At 63.6% G+C, this 18,499-nt stretch carries 7 protein-coding genes; 4 read left to right on the top strand and 3 right to left on the bottom strand.

Features of this window, described 5'->3' with window-relative positions; translation table 11 throughout:
* Positions 1–121 precede the first annotated feature (121 nt).
* A complete protein-coding gene (gene ndvB, locus AC244_RS25845; RefSeq protein ID WP_053251690.1) occupies positions 122–8,737 on the top strand; it encodes a cyclic beta-(1,2)-glucan synthase in 8,616 nt (2,871 codons plus the stop codon).
* Positions 8,738–8,949: 212 nt separating this feature from the next.
* On the top strand, positions 8,950–10,107 hold the full coding sequence (locus tag AC244_RS25840) for an OpgC family protein (protein WP_053251689.1): 1,158 nt from the start codon (positions 8,950–8,952) through the stop codon (positions 10,105–10,107).
* 62 nt (positions 10,108–10,169) lie between these two features.
* On the opposite strand, the gene AC244_RS25835 is transcribed toward AC244_RS25840, so the two are convergent.
* The gene (locus AC244_RS25835) at positions 10,170–11,927 is read right to left on the bottom strand and encodes a glucan ABC transporter ATP-binding protein/ permease (RefSeq protein ID WP_053251688.1); all 1,758 of its coding nucleotides are present in this window, start codon (positions 11,925–11,927) and stop codon (positions 10,170–10,172) included.
* Positions 11,928–12,309: 382 nt separating this feature from the next.
* On the opposite strand from AC244_RS25835, the gene AC244_RS25830 reads away from it, so the two are divergent.
* Both AC244_RS25830 and pyc read left to right on the top strand, forming a co-directional pair.
* Positions 12,310–13,050, top strand: coding sequence for a helix-turn-helix transcriptional regulator (locus tag AC244_RS25830; RefSeq protein ID WP_053251687.1), 741 nt, complete (start codon positions 12,310–12,312; stop codon positions 13,048–13,050).
* A 116-nt stretch (positions 13,051–13,166) separates the two neighbouring features.
* The gene (pyc, locus tag AC244_RS25825; protein WP_053251686.1) at positions 13,167–16,625 is read left to right on the top strand and encodes a pyruvate carboxylase; all 3,459 of its coding nucleotides are present in this window, start codon (positions 13,167–13,169) and stop codon (positions 16,623–16,625) included.
* Between the two features lie 390 nt (positions 16,626–17,015).
* On the opposite strand, the gene AC244_RS25820 is transcribed toward pyc, so the two are convergent.
* Both AC244_RS25820 and AC244_RS25815 read right to left on the bottom strand, forming a co-directional pair.
* Complete coding sequence (locus AC244_RS25820) at positions 17,016–17,777, bottom strand: amino acid ABC transporter ATP-binding protein (protein WP_053251685.1); 762 nt, start codon at positions 17,775–17,777, stop codon at positions 17,016–17,018.
* Complete coding sequence (locus AC244_RS25815) at positions 17,774–18,454, bottom strand: amino acid ABC transporter permease (protein WP_082367136.1); 681 nt, start codon at positions 18,452–18,454, stop codon at positions 17,774–17,776. Before AC244_RS25815 ends, AC244_RS25820 begins: the two co-directional genes overlap by 4 nt.
* Between the last annotated feature and the right edge of the window lie 45 nt (positions 18,455–18,499).

The raw sequence follows: 18,499 nt of genomic DNA, 5'->3' as shown, positions 1-18,499 counted from the left end.
TCACGCGGCCTTGAAAACCAATGCGCCGCCGGCTTTGCTTTCTCCGATGCCCAGTTCAAGGGCGGTGCCAATTTCCGCCAGTTTCCGGTTTGCCGGAAAATGACGGCGGATGGGAGGACACATGACCGTGTCTAGCAACGCGCCGGCCAAGCCTGGAACCTCAGGACCGCAGCCAACCCGGCAGAACAACGAGAGCCGGGCCGATCAACCCCGGTTGGATTCAGAACCAGCACCCATGCCCCTTCATAACACGCCGTCCTCCTCTTCTCGCGAACCGGAAGCGAAACAGATCGATTACAACGATTCGATCCGCTCGACCTTTTTCTCGATGGAGGATCTGCGGCAATGCGGCGAGGCCCTTGCGCTCAAGGGCGCTCCGTCCCTGCCGGGCTTTTTCCCGTTCGAATTCCGTCCGCGCCATCGCGAGAATGAAAACGAAATCCTGAGGGTGTATCGGGCGACGGCAGCCGACGTCGAAGCGGGGGCGTCGATCACGCCGGCCGCCGAATGGCTGCTCGACAACCACCACGTGGTCGAGGAAGCGATCCAGGAAGTCCGTCGCGACTTCCCGCGCAAGTTCTATCGCCAGCTGCCGACACTGTCCGTCTCAGGGACGGTCATTCCGCGCACGATGGCGCTTGCCTGGCTCTATGTCGCCCATACGCAAAGTACGGTCTCGCGGGAAAGCATCACCGCGATGGTCGAGGGCTTCCAGAAGCACGACACGTTCAAGATCGGTGAATTGTGGGCGTTGCCGTCGATCCTGCGTTTCGTCCTGATCGAAAACCTGCGGCGCATCGCCATCCGCGTCGAGCGTTCGCGCGGCATGCGGCGCAAGGCGAACGACATCGCCGATCAGATCATCCGTCACAATGACCCGGAGAAGTGCCGGTCGCTGCTGACCGAATCCGAGGCGCTTGCGGCCGACAATACCTTCGTTGCCCAGCTGCTCTACCGCATGCGCGACGGCTCGCAGACCTCCGGCTCGGTGATCGCCTGGATCGAGGAACAGCTGGAAAAGCGCGGCAGCGACGTCGAGGACGCGCTGGTCGCCGAGCAGAACCGCCTGTCGTCAGGCAATGCGACGATGAGCAACATCATCCGCAGCCTGCGCGAGATCGACGACACCGACTGGGCCGTCTGGTTCGAAAGCGTCAGCAAGATCGATGCGGCGCTGCGCGACGGCTCCGATTATGCCGCGCTCGAATTCGGCTCGCGCAACAAGTATCGCGATACGATCGAAAAGCTGGCACGTCGCTCCGGCCACAGCGAATATGAAGTCACCCAGATCGCCATCGAGATGGTGAAAGAAGCGGAAGCGGCGGCCGCCGTCGAGCCGCAGCTTCAGGAGCCGAACGTCGGCTCCTTCCTCGTCGGCAAGCAGCGCAAGGCGCTCGAGCAGAAGATCGGCTATCGGCCGTCGGTGCTGCAGAGCATCATCCGCCTCAGCCGCAAGCTCGACTGGTTCGCGATCGCCGGACCGAACATTCTGCTGACCATCCTGGCGATGATCGCCGTCTATGCCTTCGTCAGCCCGATGGATATTCCGAACGGTGCGAAGCTGATCATGCTGCTGCTGTTTGCGCTGCCGGCGTCCGAAGGCGCGATGGGCCTGTTCAACACTCTCGTCACGCTCTTCGTCAAACCGTCGCGGCTGGTCGGCTACGAGTTCCTCGACGGCGTTCCGGAATATGCCCGCACGCTTGTCGTCGTGCCCTGCCTGATCTCCAAGCGCGACCATGTCGACGAACTGGTGCGCAATCTCGAAGTTCACTACCTCGCCAATCCGCGCGGCGAGATCTATTTCGCGCTGCTCAGCGACTGGGTCGACAGCAAGTCCGAGGAAACCTCGGCCGACACCGACGTTCTCGACTATGCCCGGCGCGAGGTCGCCGAGCTTTCGGCGCGCTATGCCTATGACGGCAAGACGCGCTTCTTCCTCCTGCACCGTCGCCGTCTCTTCAACGAGGCGGAAGGCGTGTGGATGGGCTGGGAGCGCAAGCGCGGCAAGCTGCATGAGCTGAACCTGCTGCTGCGCGGCGATCGCGACACATCGTTCCTCCAGGGCGCCAACACCGTGCCGGAGAACGTCCAGTACGTCATGACGCTCGACGCCGACACGCGCTTGATGCGCGACGCGGTGACGAAGCTCGTCGGCAAGATGTCCCACCCGATCAACCGCCCGATCGTCGATCCGGAGACGCAGAAGGTGATTGCCGGTTACAGCCTGCTGCAGCCGCGCGTGACGCCGTCGCTGACCACCGGAAGCGAGGCTTCGGCGTTCCAACGCATCTTCTCGGCCAATCGCGGCATCGACCCCTATGTCTTTACCGTGTCGGACGTCTACCAGGACATCGCCGGCGAAGGCAGCTTCACCGGCAAGGGCCTCTACCACGTCGACGCCTTCGAGGCGGCGCTCAAGGGCCGGATCGAGGAAAACGCCGTTCTCAGCCACGACCTGCTCGAAGGCTCCTATGTGCGCTGCGCGCTGGTAACGGATGTCGAACTCGTCGAGGATTTCCCGACCCGCTACGAAGTCGAGATGTCGCGCCAGCATCGCTGGGCGCGCGGCGACTGGCAGTTGCTGCCCTATATCTTCAACCCGTCGAACGGCTTGTCGATGCTCGGCCGTTGGAAGATGTACGACAACCTGCGTCGGTCGCTGATCCCCTGTGCCTGGCTCGTCGCCTCGGTCATGGGCTGGTATTACATGCAGCCGACGGAGGCGCTGATCTGGCAGATCGTGCTGATCTTCAGCTTGTTCGTCGCACCGACGCTGTCGCTGATCAACGGCCTCTTACCACGCCGCAACGACATCGTCGCGCGCGCCCATCTTCATGCGGTGCTGACCGAAGTTCGCGCCGCCAACGCCCAGGTCGCGCTTCGCATCGTCTTCATCGCCCATGGCGCGGCGATGATGGGCGACGCGATCGCTCGCTCGCTCTACCGCACCTTCGTCAGCCGCAAGCTGATGCTGGAATGGCGCACCGCCGCCCAGGTGCAAAGTGCGGGACATGGAAGCATCGGCGACTACTACCGGGCGATGTGGATCGCGCCGGCTCTGTCTGTGCTGTCACTGGCGCTCGCTGCGATTTCCGATACCGGCCTGCCCTTCATCGGCATTCCCTTCGCCCTGCTCTGGGCGCTTTCGCCTGCTGTCGCGTGGTTCGTCAGCCAATCGGCTGAAACCGAGGACCAGCTGGTCGTCTCCGACGAGGCGATCGAGGAAATGCGTCTGATCGCGCGGCGCACCTGGCGCTATTTCGAGACCTTCGTGACCGCCGAGCAGAATTTCCTGCCGCCGGACAACTTCCAGGAAACGCCGCAGCCGGTGCTGGCCGAGCGCACGTCGCCGACCAATATCGGCGTCTACCTGCTCTCGGTGATGTCGGCACGCGACTTCGGCTGGATCGGCTTCGAGGAGACGATCACGCGCCTGGAGCAGACGATCGCCACCATCGATCGGATGCCGAAATATCGCGGCCACCTGTTCAACTGGTACCGCACCAACACGCTCGAAACGATGGAGCCGCGCTACATCTCGTCGGTCGACAGCGGCAACCTTGCCGGTCACCTGATCGCGGTGTCGTCGATGTGTCGGGAATGGGCGGAAGCCCCATCTGCGCATGTCCAGGGCAGTCTCGACGGCATCGGCGATGTGGTTGCCATCCTTGCCGAGGTGCTGAAGGACCTGCCGGACGACCGCAAGACCGTTCGCCCGCTGCGCCGCCTGATCGAGGAGCGCATCGTCGGCTTCCAGAACGCGCTGGCAGCCGTCAAGCGCGAGCACGAGTTCGCATCGATCCGCGTGATCAACCTCGCCGTTTTGGCGCGCGACATGCACAAGCTGACCGTCAACCTCGACCATGAGGTGCGCACGGCCCAGAGCAGCGAAGTGACGAAGTGGGCGAACACGCTCGTCGCCACCTGCGAAGCGCATATTGCCGACGGCGTGTTCGACCTCGGCGCCATCGAAGCGCTGCGCCAGCGCCTGGCGGTGCTGAAGGATCGCGCACGCGACATCGCCTTCTCGATGGATTTCGGCTTCCTGTTCCGGCCGGAGCGTCGGCTGCTTTCGATCGGCTTCCGCGTCAATGCCAACGAACTCGACGAGGCCTGCTACGACCTTCTGGCATCCGAGGCGCGTCTGACGAGCCTGTTCGCCATCGCCAAGGGCGACCTGCCGACCGAGCACTGGTACAAGCTCGGCCGTCCGATCGTGCCGATCGGCGCGCGCGGCGCGCTGATCTCCTGGTCCGGTTCGATGTTCGAATATCTGATGCCGCCGCTGGTCATGCAGGAGCGGCAGGGCGGCATCCTCAACCAGACCAACAATCTGGTGGTCAAGGAGCAGATTAATCATGGTCGCCGTCTCGGCACGCCATGGGGCATCTCCGAAGCGGCGTTCAACGCGCGCGACCATGAACTGACCTACCAGTACACCAACTTCGGTGTGCCGACGCTCGGCCTCAAGCGTGGCCTTGGGCAGAACGCCGTCATCGCGCCCTACGCCTCCATCCTCGCCTGCATGTACGATCCGAAGGCGGCGCTGGCCAATCTCGGTCGCCTGCGCGAAGTCGGTGCGCTCGGCGTCTACGGCTTCCACGATGCCGTCGACTTCACGCCGACGCGCGTGCCCGAGGGGCAGAAATGCGCCGTGGTGCGCAACTACTATGCCCACCACCATGGCATGTCGATCGCCGCGGTCGCCAACGTCGTCTTCACCGGCAAGCTGCGTGAATGGTTCCACGCCGATCCGGTGATCGAGGCGGCCGAACTGCTGCTGCAGGAAAAGGCACCGCGCGACATTCCGATCATGAACGCCAAGCGCGAGCCGGAATCGCTCGGCAAGGGCCAGGACGACCTGTTGCGTCCGGAAGTCCGTGTTATCGAAAACCCGCTCGCCCAGGACCGCGAAACCGTGTTCCTGTCCAACGGCCATTATGCCGTCATGCTGACGGCAACCGGTGCCGGCTACGCCCGCTGGAACGGCCAGTCGGTCACCCGCTGGAAACCGGACCCGGTCGAGGACCGGACGGGCACCTTCATCTTCCTGCGCGACACGACGACGGGCGACTGGTGGTCGGCCACATCAGAGCCGCGACGTGCCGTCGGCGAGAAGGTGCTGACGCGGTTCGGCGACGACAAGGCCGAATTCGTCAAGACCGTCGGCGACCTCACCAGCGAGGTGGAGTGCATCGTTGCTACCGAGCACGATGCCGAAGGCCGCCGCGTCATCCTGCTCAACACGGGAACGCAGGATCGCTTCATCGAAGTGACCTCCTACGCCGAACCGGTGCTTTCGACCGACGAGGCCGACAGCGCGCATCCCGCCTTCTCCAAGATGTTCGTGCGCACGGAAATCAGCCGGCGCGGCGACGTCATCCATGTCAGCCGCAACAAGCGCAGCGCCAGTGATCCGGATATGGAAGTGGCGCATCTCGTCACCGACAATGCCGGCAGCGACCGCCCGACCGAGGCGGAGACCGACCGTCGCCGCTTCATCGGCCAGGGGCGCACCCTTGCGGAGGCTGCCGCCTTCGACGCCGACGCCGTGCTTTCGGGAACCGACGGTTTCACGCTCGATCCGATCATGTCGCTGCGTCGTGTCGTGCGGGTTCCGGCCGGAAAGAAGGTCAGCGTCGTCTTCTGGACGATCGCTGCGCCGAACCGCGAAGCCGTTGATCGCGCCATCGACCGCTACAGGCATACGGAAACCTTCAATCACGAGCTGATCCATGCCTGGACGCGCAGCCAGGTGCAGATGCGCCATGTCGGCGTCACCTCGCAGGAGGCCGCAAGCTTCCAGATGCTCGGCCGCTACCTCGTTTACCCCGACATGCACCTGCGGGCCGATACCGCGACGGTTCAGGCGGGGCTTGCGTCGCAGTCGACGCTGTGGCCGCTGGCGATCTCGGGCGACTTCCCGATCTTCTGCCTGCGCATCAACGACGACGGCGACCTCGGCATCGCCCGGGAAGCGCTCAGGGCGCAGGAATATCTGCGCGCCCGCGGCATCACCGCCGACCTGGTGATCATCAACGAGCGCGCCTCGTCCTATGCCCAGGACATGCAGCACGCGCTCGATTCGATGTGTGAGAACCTGAGGCTTCGCGGCCTGTCCGATGGTCCGCGCCAGCACATCTTCTCGGTGCGCCGCGACCTGATGGAGGCGGAGACCTGGTCGACGCTGCTGTCGGCCTCCCGCGCTGTCTTCCATGCCCGCAACGGTACGATCTCCGACCAGATCGCCCGCGCCAATTCGCTCTATTCGACGCCGCCGGTGAAGGGCAGCGAAAGCAACTTCCCCCTGCTGGCTGCGCCGCCGCAGCCGGCCGACGCCGTCGATGCTGATATCGTCGGTGACGGTCTCGATTTCTGGAACGGTTACGGCGGCTTTGCCGACGGCGGGCGCGAATATGTCGTGCGCCTGCGCGGCGGCGAGGCGACACCGCAGCCGTGGATCAACGTCATCTCCAACGAGCAGTTCGGCTTCCATGTTTCGGCCGAAGGTGCGGCCTTCACCTGGAGCCGCAATTCGCGCGACTATCAGCTGACGCCGTGGGCCAATGATGTGGTCGTCAACCGACCCGGCGAAGCGATCTTCATCCGCGACATGGCGAGCGGCACGGTGCTGACCCCTTACGCGGCCCTGTCGCGCAGCCGGTCGGTCGTCTTCGAGACGCGCCACGGACTTGGTTATTCGACCTTCCGCAGCACCCAGGACGATCTCGATATCGAGGCAGCGCACACGGTGCATCGAACCTTGCCGGCCAAGCTGGTCCGCATCTCGATCCGCAACCGCTCCGCCGCTGCCCGCCAGCTCAAGATCTACGGCTTTGCCGAATGGGTGCTCGGCAACAACCGGGCCCGCATGGCGCCCTTCGTCCTGTCGAAGTGGGACGAAGCCTCCGACGCGCTGGTAGCGACCAACCCCTACAGCATCGACTATGCCGGTCGCTCGGCCTTCCTTGCCGTCGAGGGTGGTGACGGTGTGAGCTACACGGCAAGCCGGCGCGAGTTCCTCGGGCGGGTCGGCGGCATTCTCGTGCCGCAGGCGGTTTTGTCCGGGGCCGAGCTTTCCGGCTCTATCGATGTGGACGGCGACGCCTGCGCGGCATTGGCAACCGATCTGACGATCGAGCCTGGTGCCGAAAAGCAGCTGACGTTCATCCTCGGCGATGCCGACAACGACGAGCAGATGCGCTCCGTTCTTGGCGAGTTGCGCCAGACTGCGTTCGACACGGTCATGGATGCGGCGAAGGCCTTCTGGAACGAGTTCACCGATATCGTAAAGGTGGAAACGCCGGATGCCGCCTTCAACACCATGATCAACAACTGGCTGCCCTATCAGAGCCTCGGTTGCCGGATCATGGCACGCTCGGCCTTCTACCAGGCGAGCGGCGCCTTCGGTTTCCGCGACCAGTTGCAGGACACGCTGGCGTTCCTGATCCATCGGCCGGAACTGGCGCGGGCACAGATCCTCAACGCGGCCGCACGGCAGTTCGTCGAAGGGGACGTGCAGCATTGGTGGCTGCCGGGCACCGGCGCGGGTGTCCGCACGATGATCTCGGACGACGTCGTCTGGCTTGCCCATGCGGTCACGCACTATTGCGAAGTGACCGGGTCTGCCGACATTCTCGGCGAGAAGATCGCCTTCATCACCGGCCCAGCGCTCGAGGAAGGGCAGCACGACAGCTTCTACAAGCCGGAGATCTCCGACGAGATTGCCGATGTCTACGAGCATTGCGCCCGTGCACTCGATCTGGCGATCAAGCGCAGCGGCGAAAATGGTCTGCCGCTTATTCTCGGCGGCGACTGGAACGACGGCATGAACCGCGTCGGCATCGCCGGCCGCGGCACCAGCGTCTGGCTCGGCTGGTTCCTGGCGGGCACGTTACGCGGCTTCCTGCCCTTTGCCCGCCAGCGCAAGGACAAGGCACGCATCACCCATTGGGAGACGCATCTTGCGACCCTGAAGACGGTGCTCGATGAGGCCGGCTGGGATGGCGACTATTACCGTCGTGGCTACTACGACGACGGTACGCCGCTCGGCTCGAGCGAAAGCGACGAATGCCGGATCGATTCGATCGGCCAGTCCTGGAGCGTGCTTTCGGGCGAGGGCGACGAACAGCGATCGCGGCACGCGATGGATGCGGTGATGGCCGAACTCGTCGATCCGGATCGACGCATCGTCCGGCTGTTCACGCCGCCGCTCGAAAGAACCACGCAGGATCCGGGCTATATCAAGGCCTATCCGCCCGGCGTGCGTGAAAACGGCGGGCAATATACCCATGCGGCGACCTGGGTGGCGCTGGCCTTTGCCGAGCAGGGACGGGCCGAGGAAGCCTGGCGCGTCTTCCAGATGCTGAATCCCGTCTCGCATGCCCAGAGCCGCGAGGGCGCCGACCATTACCGGGTCGAGCCCTATGTGGTGGCCGCCGACATCTATGGTGAAGGCGCGCTGGCCGGGCGCGGTGGCTGGACCTGGTATACCGGGTCGGCCGGCTGGCTCTACCGCGCCGGTGTCGAGGGTATTCTCGGCATCCGCAGGCATGGCGAAAAGCTGGTCATCCGCCCGGTGCTGCCGGAGGACTGGGACGGCTATTCGGCTGAAGTGACGCTGAACGGCACCAAGCATCGCATTTCGGTCAAGCGCGATGCGAAAAGTCGCGAGCCGATCGTCAGCATCAATAATAGTGTCACAAAAAACGCGCATGAAGGCATTTTGCTGTAACTGCCGGTATTGAATGAACGTTGAAACCGGCTTTGCACCCGAACGGGCAAGGCCGGTTTTTTCTTGCAGATCTGCCGGCGCCGCGAACCCTCAACAGGTTCGTACATCGATCGACGGCATCGGATACGCGCTTACCCCAAGGCCAAGCGCGCGTCCGGCGCCCGTTTCAACAGGGGTGGGGCAGGGGCGCCAGATCCCGGATACTAGACCGCATGCTGCAAAAGACATCTGGGGGCGGTTCGAACCCGACGATATCCGCCCGCATGGTTCCCAAGGAGCGCGACACGCGCCTCGACGTGTTGAGGGCGCTCTGCCTTCTGACGATCTTCGTCAACCACGTTCCCGGGCAATATCTCGAATATCTGACCCACAAGAACTACGGCTTCTCGGATTCGGCCGAGGCCTTCGTCCTCATCTCCGGCCTCTCCGTCGGGCTTGCCTATGGCGGCAAGTTTGTGCCCGGCGCGCGTCTGGCGCTGACGCTGAAGATCTGGCGACGGGCGCTGGCGCTCTATGTCGCCCATATCATGACCAGCATCGTCACTTTGGCGATCTTTGCCGGCGGCGCCCTCTATTTCGGGAGGCAGGACCTGATCGGCGAGATCAACATCCGGCCCTTCGTCGAGCAGACCGAACAGGGTATCGTCGCGATGGTCCTGCTCGGGCACCAGCTCGGTTATAACAACATCCTGTCGATGTATGCGGTGCTGTTCCTGATGCTGCCCGGCATCCTCTGGCTTAACGGCATCAGCAGCCGGCTGCTCCTCGTGTTTTCCGCATTGCTCTGGCTCGCTGCCGGGGTGTTCAAGCTGGTGCCTTCCAACTTCCTCGACGAGGGCTACTGGTTTCTCAATCCGTGGTCATGGCAGTTCCTCTTCGTCATCGGCATCGTCGCGATGACGGCGATCCGCCAGGGTGCCGTCCTGCCGCGCAGGCCGCTGCTGATCGCGATCGCTGCGATCTATCTCGTCGTTTCGGCACTGTGGGTTCTGTTTTCCTGGTGGAACATCGACCTGTCCTTCGGTCTTCCGGCCGTGCTGACCGGATTCGACAAGACCTTCCTGTCATTGACGCGGCTCTCGCATGTTTTGGCGATCGCCTATCTCATGGCGGTCATTCCCGCCGTCAGCCGCCTCGCCAGGCTCGATGCCGACCATCCGCTGGCGATGGTCGGCCGCCATTCTCTGCCGATCTTCATCTTCGGGACGATCCTGGCGATGGTCGGCCAGGTGCTGCTGTTCGTCACCGGCCGAAACCCGATCGCCGGCACATTCTTCGTTATCGTCGGCATCGGCCTGCACTTCGTCTACGGCTACTATCTGGAATGGCTGAGGGGCATCGCCAGCACAAAGCCGATGCGCGCGACGTGAACAAAAAAAGCCCCGGAGGCGATCCGGGGCTTTGGGCATTGCATGATTGATAAGGTGTCGGCTCAGGCCGCCGTGTGGCTCATGCGGACATCGTCGTCCGTCAGTATGCCGCTGGCGCGAAGCAGGGCGGCGAAGCGACCGTTGCTCTGGCTGAGCTCGTTGAAGCCGCCCATTTCGACGATCTGGCCCTGATCCATGAAGATCACCAGATCGGCCTCACGCACCGTCGACAGGCGGTGGGCGATGATGAAGGTGGTGCGGTCCTTGCGCAGCGCGTCGATCGCATCCTTCACCCGCGCCTCGGTCTCGACGTCGAGCGCGCTGGTCGCCTCGTCGAGCACCAGGATCGGTGCGTTCTTGAGAATGGCGCGGGCGATCGCAACACGCTGGCGCTCGCCGCCCGAAAGGCGGTTGCCGCGCTCGCCGACCACGGTGTTGTAGCCGCTGTTGCGGCTCTCGATGAAGTCGCTGGCGGCAGCCGCTTCGGCGGCGGCCATCACTTCGTCGAGCGACGCGTCGTCACGGCCAAGCCGGATGTTTTCGCAGATCGAGCGGTTCATCAGGCCAGCGTCCTGGAAGACGGTGGCAATCGAGCGGCGCAGCGACTTGCGCGTCACCTTGGCGATATCAACGCCGTCGATCAGGATCTGGCCATCACGCGGCTCGTGAACGCGCTGCAGCAGGTTGACGAGCGTGGTCTTGCCGGCACCGGTCGGGCCGACGATTGCGATCGTCTGACCGGCCTTGGCGGTGAACGACACGTTGCGCACGCCCTGCGTGGTGTTGGCGAAATCGAAGGACACGTCGCGGAATTCCACTTCGCCCTTGACCGCAGCCAGGTCCATCGCGCCGGCCGGTTCTTCGCGTTCGCGCACCGAATCTTCCAGCTGGAAGAAGTCTTCAAGCTTGGCGCGGGCTTCGAAGATCTGCGTGACGAAAGCCTTCATCTGGTCGAGACGGCCGATCAGCAGGTTGGCAAAGCCGATGAAGGCGATGACTTCGCCGACGCCGAGTTCGCCGCGCTGGACGAGCACGGTACCGATGACGAGGATCGTCATCATCGAGATGGTCGAAGCGACGCGGTTGAGCGCGCTTGCCAGCGCCCACCAGTCCAGGACCGGGAACTGAGCGGAGATCAGGCGTTCGGTGAACTTCTTGAGCTCTCGCGTCTCGGCTTCGATGCGATTGTAGCTGTGAACGACGGACACGTTGCTGATGGCGTCGGAAACGTGGGAGAAAACCGTGTGGTAGTGGTTTTCGACCGAGGCCTGGCCCTCCTTGGTGCGGCTCATCACCGCCTTGCTGATCAAGACATAGGAGACACCGAGGACGACGAGCACCAGTGACAGGCGCACATCCATCGCAAACGCAGTCGGGATCAAGAGGACGAGCGCAACGGCCGTTGCCAGATGCTGGCGCATGAATTCGAGCCAGAGACCGAACAGCGTTTCGCAGGCGCGAAGCAGGGTGTGCAGCGCGTTCGAGGTGCCGCGCTGGCTGTGCCAGGAGAGTGGCATCGAAACGATGCGGCCGAAGGCTTCCGTCAGAAGCGTGGCACGGCGGCCATGGGCGAGCCGGTCCGCTTCGCGGGCGACGAGGACGAAGGCAACGGTGTTGAACACACCCAGGCCCGCCCACATCAGCAGCATCGGCGTGACTTCGCCTTTGGAGGAAATGGCGTCGATGATGCGACCAAACAGGATCGGCTCCGCAATCGTGATGACGGCGAGCACGACGTTGGCGAACACGATCGCCGAGACACGGAACTTGTGAACCGCAAGATACTGAAGCGCTCTTGCATACACTTGGAACAATGACACTGTCTCACCCCTTTCGGGTACCGGATTTTGCGCCGCAGCAAATAGCGGCAAATGCGTCACGCCTTGACACTCCCCGGCAGACGGGCACGTGGCACCGCGCTGCCGGCCGTCAAGCCGCTCGGGGACGGTCATTAGCGATATCTAAAGAAAATCAGAAGCTTGAGACGGATTTGACGGCGGAACCCCATTTGCCCATCGGCGGGCTTGGCGAAGGTATCCATAGTTTGCTATCTTTTCCGCCCAATTCCGATTTCTTGCGATTTCCGCACAAGACCGGGCATGGTATGTCGAATTATGCGGGTGCAACATGAATGGCCGCTGAACGGTTCATTCATGTCCGGTGTCCGGCCCTCGCACACGTGTTCTACCTGGAAGGTGATCCATGAATATCACGCTGCTTGTGCAATTTCTCGCGCTGATCGAAGAGATGAAGACCCGCGAAGAAATCGTACCGGAATTCGAACGGTTGCTCGACCGCTGCGGCTTCGACTTCTATGGCGTCGTCAGGCAGCCGAAGCCTCACGAAAATCCGTTGAGGCTGCTGCTCGCCGGCCGTTGGCCGGAGGGTTGGCCGCAGATCTACATCCGCAAGAAGTATGTGGTAATCGACCCGACCATTCGCTACCTCGGCCACGCGCAGCGCGGTTTCCGCTGGCGCGACACGTTGTTCGCCTTCCGCTCCGATCCGCATCGCAAACGCATGGAAAGCATGATGATCGAGGGCCGCAACCATGGCCTTCACGATGGTTACATCTTCCCGGTGCATGGCCGCCGCGGCCTGCTCGGCAACCTGACGGTCGGCGGCCGTGTCGTCGACCTGAGCCCGGTCGAGATCAGCCTGTTCGACCAGATTGCCAAGCGTCTGTTCTGGAAGCTGCTGGAACTGACCGATCCGGAGATTTCAGCCGAGCTCGCGTCCCGTGTCGAAGTGCAGATGACGCGCCGCGAAATGGAAGCGCTCAACTACCTCGCCGACGGCATGACCTCGAACGACATCAGCAAGGTGCTGGATATTTCCAGTCACACGGTCGATTGGTACATGAACGGCATCCAGGAGAAACTGAAGGGCAAGAACCGTCACCACGTCGTGGCGATCGCCTTCCGGCTGGGGCTCATTTCCTGATCCCTTTCTCGCGGGTTTCCGCTCGACTCTGAAATTGCGCTTCATTCCGCGACCCGCTAATACTTCATTTCGCGGGTGCAGCATTTCCCGCGTTTCAAGTCATTGAGGAGTCCGACTTGCCCATCTCGAAGATCCTTGTTGCCAACCGTTCCGAAATTGCCATCCGCGTGTTCCGCGCGGCCAATGAACTAGGTCTGAAAACGGTCGCGATATGGGCTGAAGAGGACAAACTGGCGCTGCACCGCTTCAAGGCGGACGAAAGTTATCAGGTCGGCCGCGGCCCGCATCTGTCGCGCGACCTCGGCCCGATCGAGAGCTATCTGTCGATCGACGAAGTGATCCGCGTTGCCAAGCTTTCCGGCGCCGATGCCATCCATCCGGGCTACGGCCTGTTGTCGGAAAGCCCGGAATTCGCCGAGGCCTGCGCGGAGGCGGGCATCACCTTCATCGGCCCGAAGCCGGAAACCATGCGCCAGCTCGGCAACAAGGTTGCCGCCCGCAACCTGGCGATCTCGATCGGCGTACCGGTCGTGCCGGCGACGGAACCGCTTCCCGACGACATGGCGGAAGTGGCGAAGATGGCCGAGGCGATCGGCTATCCCGTGATGCTGAAGGCCTCCTGGGGCGGCGGCGGCCGTGGCATGCGCGCCATCCGCGACCCGAAGGATCTCGCCCGCGAGGTGACGGAAGCCAAGCGCGAGGCCAAGGCCGCCTTCGGCAAGGACGAGGTCTATCTTGAAAAGCTGGTCGAGCGCGCCCGGCATGTCGAAAGCCAGGTGCTTGGCGATACCCACGGCAACGTCGTGCATCTGTTCGAGCGCGACTGCTCGATCCAGCGGCGCAACCAGAAGGTCGTCGAGCGTGCGCCGGCGCCCTACCTCAGCGCCAGCCAGCGCGAGGAACTTGCCGCCTATTCCAAGCGCATCGCCGAGGCGACGAACTATATCGGCGCCGGCACCGTCGAATATCTGATGGATGCCGACAGCGGCAAATTCTACTTCATCGAGGTCAATCCGCGCATCCAGGTCGAGCACACGGTGACCGAAGTCGTCACCGGCATCGACATCGTCAAGGCGCAGATCCACATCCTCGACGGTTATGCCATCGGCACGCCGGAATCGGGTGTTCCGGCGCAGGAAAACATCCGCCTCAACGGCCACGCGCTGCAGTGCCGCATCACCACGGAAGATCCGGAGCAGAACTTCATTCCGGACTATGGTCGCATCACCGCCTATCGCGGCGCCACCGGCTTCGGCATCCGGCTTGATGGCGGCACGGCCTATTCGGGCGCGGTCATCACCCGCTATTACGATCCGCTGCTGGAAAAAGTAACCGCCTGGGCCCCGAACCCCGACGAGGCGATCCAGCGCATGATCCGGGCGCTGCGCGAATTCCGCATCCGTGGGGTGGCGACGAACCTGACCTTCCTCGAAGCGATCATCAGCCACGCGAAGTTCCACGACAACACCTACACCACGCGCTTCATCGACACGACGCCGGAGCTGTTCCAGCAGGTGCGCCGACAGGACCGCGCGACCAAGCTCTTGACCTACCTGGCCGACGTCACCGTCAATGGCCATCCGGAGGCCAAGGGCCGTCCGCGTCCGTCGGACGAGATCGCCGCCCCCGTCGTGCCGTTCATCGGCGGCGACATCAAGCCGGGCACCAAGCAGATGCTCGACCAGCTCGGCCCGAAGAAGTTCGCCGAATGGGTGCGGGCGCAGCCGCAGGTTCTCGTCACCGACACGACGATGCGCGACGGCCACCAGTCGCTGCTGGCGACCCGCATGCGCACCTACGACATCGCCCGCGTCGCCGGTACCTATGCCCGGGCGCTGCCCAATCTGTTCTCGCTCGAATGCTGGGGTGGTGCGACCTTCGACGTTTCGATGCGCTTCCTCACCGAGGATCCGTGGGACCGGCTGGCACGCATCCGCGAGGACGCGCCGAACCTGCTGCTGCAGATGCTTTTGCGCGGCGCCAACGGCGTCGGTTACAAAAACTATCCTGATAACGTCGTCAAATACTTCGTGCGCCAGGCGGCAAGGGGCGGCATCGACGTCTTCCGTGTGTTCGACTGCCTCAACTGGGTCGACAACATGCGCGTCTCGATGGAGGCGATTGCCGAGGAGAACAAGATCTGCGAAGCGGCGATCTGCTATACCGGCGACATCCTCAATGCCGCCCGGCCGAAATACGATCTCAACTATTACACGGCGCTTGCCGCCGAGCTGGAAAAGGCCGGGGCGCATATCATCGCGGTCAAGGACATGGCCGGCCTGCTGAAGCCGGCTGCGGCGCGCGTGCTGTTCAAGGCGCTGCGGGAGGCGACCGACCTGCCGATCCACTTCCACACCCACGACACATCGGGCATTGCCGCTGCAACCGTTTTGGCGGCGGTCGACGCCGGCGTCGACGTCGTCGATGCGGCGATGGATTCGCTCTCGGGCAACACCTCGCAGCCCTGCCTCGGTTCGATCGTCGAAGCCCTACGCGGCTCCGAGCGCGACCCGGGCCTTGATCCCGAGTGGATCCGCCGGATCTCGTTCTACTGGGAAGCGGTGCGCCACCAGTACGCCGCCTTCGAGAGTGATCTCAAGGGCCCGGCGTCGGAAGTCTACCTGCACGAAATGCCGGGCGGCCAGTTCACCAACCTCAAGGAGCAGGCCCGCTCGCTCGGTCTCGAAACCCGCTGGCACGAGGTGGCGCAGGCCTATGCCGACGCCAACCAGATGTTCGGCGACATCGTCAAGGTGACGCCGTCGTCGAAGGTCGTCGGCGACATGGCGCTGATGATGGTCAGCCAGGATCTGACCGTCGCCGACGTCGAGAACCCGGCCAAGGACATCGCCTTCCCGGAATCGGTTGTGTCGATGCTCAAGGGCGATCTCGGTCAGCCCCCGGGCGGCTGGCCGGAAGGCCTGCAGAAGAAGGCGCTGAAGGGCGAGAAGGCCTATGTGGTGCGCCCGGGCTCCCTGCTCGAAGCCGCCGACCTTGATGCGGAGCGTAAAGTCATCGAAGAGAAGCTCGAGCGCGAAGTCAACGACTACGAGTTCGCCTCCTACCTCATGTATCCCAAGGTCTTCACCGACTATGCGCTGGCGGCCGAGACCTACGGCCCCGTCAGCGTGCTGCCGACGCCGGCTTATTTCTACGGCATGGCGCCGGGCGAGGAGCTGTTCGCCGACCTGGAAAAGGGCAAGACGCTCGTCATTCTCAACCAGACCCAGGGCGAGATCGACGAGAAGGGCATGGTCAAGGTGTTCTTCGAACTCAACGGTCAGCCGCGTCCGATCAAGGTTCCCGATCGCAACCGCGGTGCCTCCAGCGCCATCCGCCGCAAGGCGGAGGCCGGCAACGCCACGCAGCTCGGCGCGCCGATGCCGGGCGTGATCTCGACGGTCGCGGTCCATGCGGGCCAGGCGGTCAAGGCCGGCGACGTGCTGTTGTCGATCGAGGCGATGAAGATGGAAACCGCCTTGCACGCGGAGAAGGACGGCACGGTCGCCGAAGTTCTGGTGCGTGCCGGCGACCAGATCGATGCCAAGGACCTGCTGATCGTTTTTGGCGCCTGAGGTTTCGGGCAAGGCAAGATAGAAACGGCCGGATGCGAATCCGGCCGTTTTCGTGAGTGGACGGGAAGGACTACCTCTCCTCCGTCATCCTCCTCCTCCTCCGTCATCCTCGGGCTTGACCCGAGGATCCATGGAGGCCGCAGCAAAAGTCCGCAGATATGCGCTGCCATCATCCAATGCGTCCCAGAATGCGACGAAGGCCCTCGCTTGGGTGTGGATCCTCGGGTCAAGCCCGAGGATAACGACAGGGAAGGGGCGCGAGGACGACGAACAAAGGGGAGTCCGAGGATCACGAAAGAGAGGGGCGGAGAGTGACGGGGGAGGACGTTCGCCCCCCATCCGTCTTGCCCCATAGCGGTCGCCGCGAGGAACCCACGCCCTGAACGTCGCTCAGATATCGTAGCTGTGCGGGGCGCTCAGCGAGGCGATGAACTTCTTGGTGCGCTCACGCTCCGGCGTCGAGAAGATCGTTTTCGGGGTGCCGCTTTCGACGATCACGCCGCCGTCGAGGAAGACCACCTTGTCGGCGACGCGCGAGGCGAGCCTGAGGTCATGCGTCGCCATCACCATCGTCGTGCCTTCGCGCGCAAGCCGGCTCAACACTTCGACCACTTCTTCGGCCAGTTCCGGATCCAGCGCCGAGGTCGGCTCGTCGCAGAGGAGGACGCGCGGCGACGGCGCCAATGCGCGGGCGATCGCCACGCGCTGCTGCTGGCCACCGGAGAGCGTTGCCGGCCAGGCGTCGGCCTTGTGGGCCATGCCGACCTTTTCCAGCAGTTCCATGGCGCGCGCGCGCGCCCTGTCGGCCGGCCATTTCAAGACGGTGACAAGGCCTTCCATGACATTGCCGAGTGCGGTCTGGTGGGGGAAAAGCTGAAAATTCTGGAACACCATGCCGGTCTGGCGGCGCAGGCGCTGGATCGCCTGCCAGCCGGTCTTGCGGCCAGGCTGAAAGTCCAGCGTCTCTTCGCCAAGCCGGATCGAGCCTGACGTCGGGATCTCCAGGAGGTTGATGCAGCGCAGAAGCGTGCTCTTGCCGCCGCCGGAGGGGCCGACGAGCGCTGTGACCGTGCCCTCCGCCAGTGTCACGGAGATGTCCTTCAGCACGAGATTGTCGCCGAAGCGTTTTTCGATGTGGGAAAGCTCGATCATGTCCGGGCCTCCAGGAAGCCGCCATAGCGGGCGAACCGGCGCTCCAGCCGCACCTGCAGGGCGGAGAGCACCGAACTCATGGCGAGATAGATCAGTGCCGCCTCGATGTAGAGGATGAGCGGCTCGTAGGTGGTGGCGACGATGCGCTGGGCCGTCTGGAAAAGCTCCGGAACGGTGATTGCGGCTGCCAGAGACGTATCCTTCACCAGCGAGATGAAGGTGTTCGACAGTGGTGGCACGGCGACGCGCGCCGCCTGCGGCAGGATCGTGCGTCGCATCGCCTGGCTCCAGCTCATGCCGATGGAATGGGCGGCTTCCCATTGCCCGCGCGGCACCGACGAGATCACCGCGCGGATGATCTCCGAGGTGTAGGCGCCGACATTGAGCGTGAAGCCGATCAGTGCTGCCGGGAAAGCGTCGAGCAGGATGCCCATGCTCGGCAGGCCGTAGAAGATCACGAAGAGCTGCACGAGCAGCGGCGTGCCGCGGATCACCCAGACATAGAACCGCGCGACGGCGACAACGGGCCGCGGCCCGAAGAGGCGGGCGATCGCAGTCACGAGGCCAAGCGCCAGGCCGAGAATGAACGAAAGCAGCGTCAGCGGGATGGTGAACGTCAGCCCGGCCCAAAGCAGGGACGGCAGCGATTCCAGCATGAGTTGGAGCCAGGTGGGCAAGGGACAGGCCTTTCGAAAAAGCGCGATCCGCTCCGGAGGCCGGAA

The organism is Ensifer adhaerens (assembly GCF_001270265.1).
GTDB lineage: Bacteria > Pseudomonadota > Alphaproteobacteria > Rhizobiales > Rhizobiaceae > Ensifer > Ensifer adhaerens_B.
This window is presented reverse-complemented; position numbering and strand designations above follow the sequence as displayed.

Excerpts from the sequence above, each read along its gene's own strand:
- ndvB (WP_053251690.1), top strand. The coding sequence starts at position 122 with ATGACCGTGTCTAGCAACGCGCCGGCCAAGCCTGGAACCTCAGGACCG.
- AC244_RS25840 (WP_053251689.1), top strand. The coding sequence starts at position 8,950 with ATGCTGCAAAAGACATCTGGGGGCGGTTCGAACCCGACGATATCCGCC.
- AC244_RS25830 (WP_053251687.1), top strand. The coding sequence starts at position 12,310 with ATGAATATCACGCTGCTTGTGCAATTTCTCGCGCTGATCGAAGAGATG.
- AC244_RS25820 (WP_053251685.1), bottom strand. The coding sequence starts at position 17,777 with ATGATCGAGCTTTCCCACATCGAAAAACGCTTCGGCGACAATCTCGTG.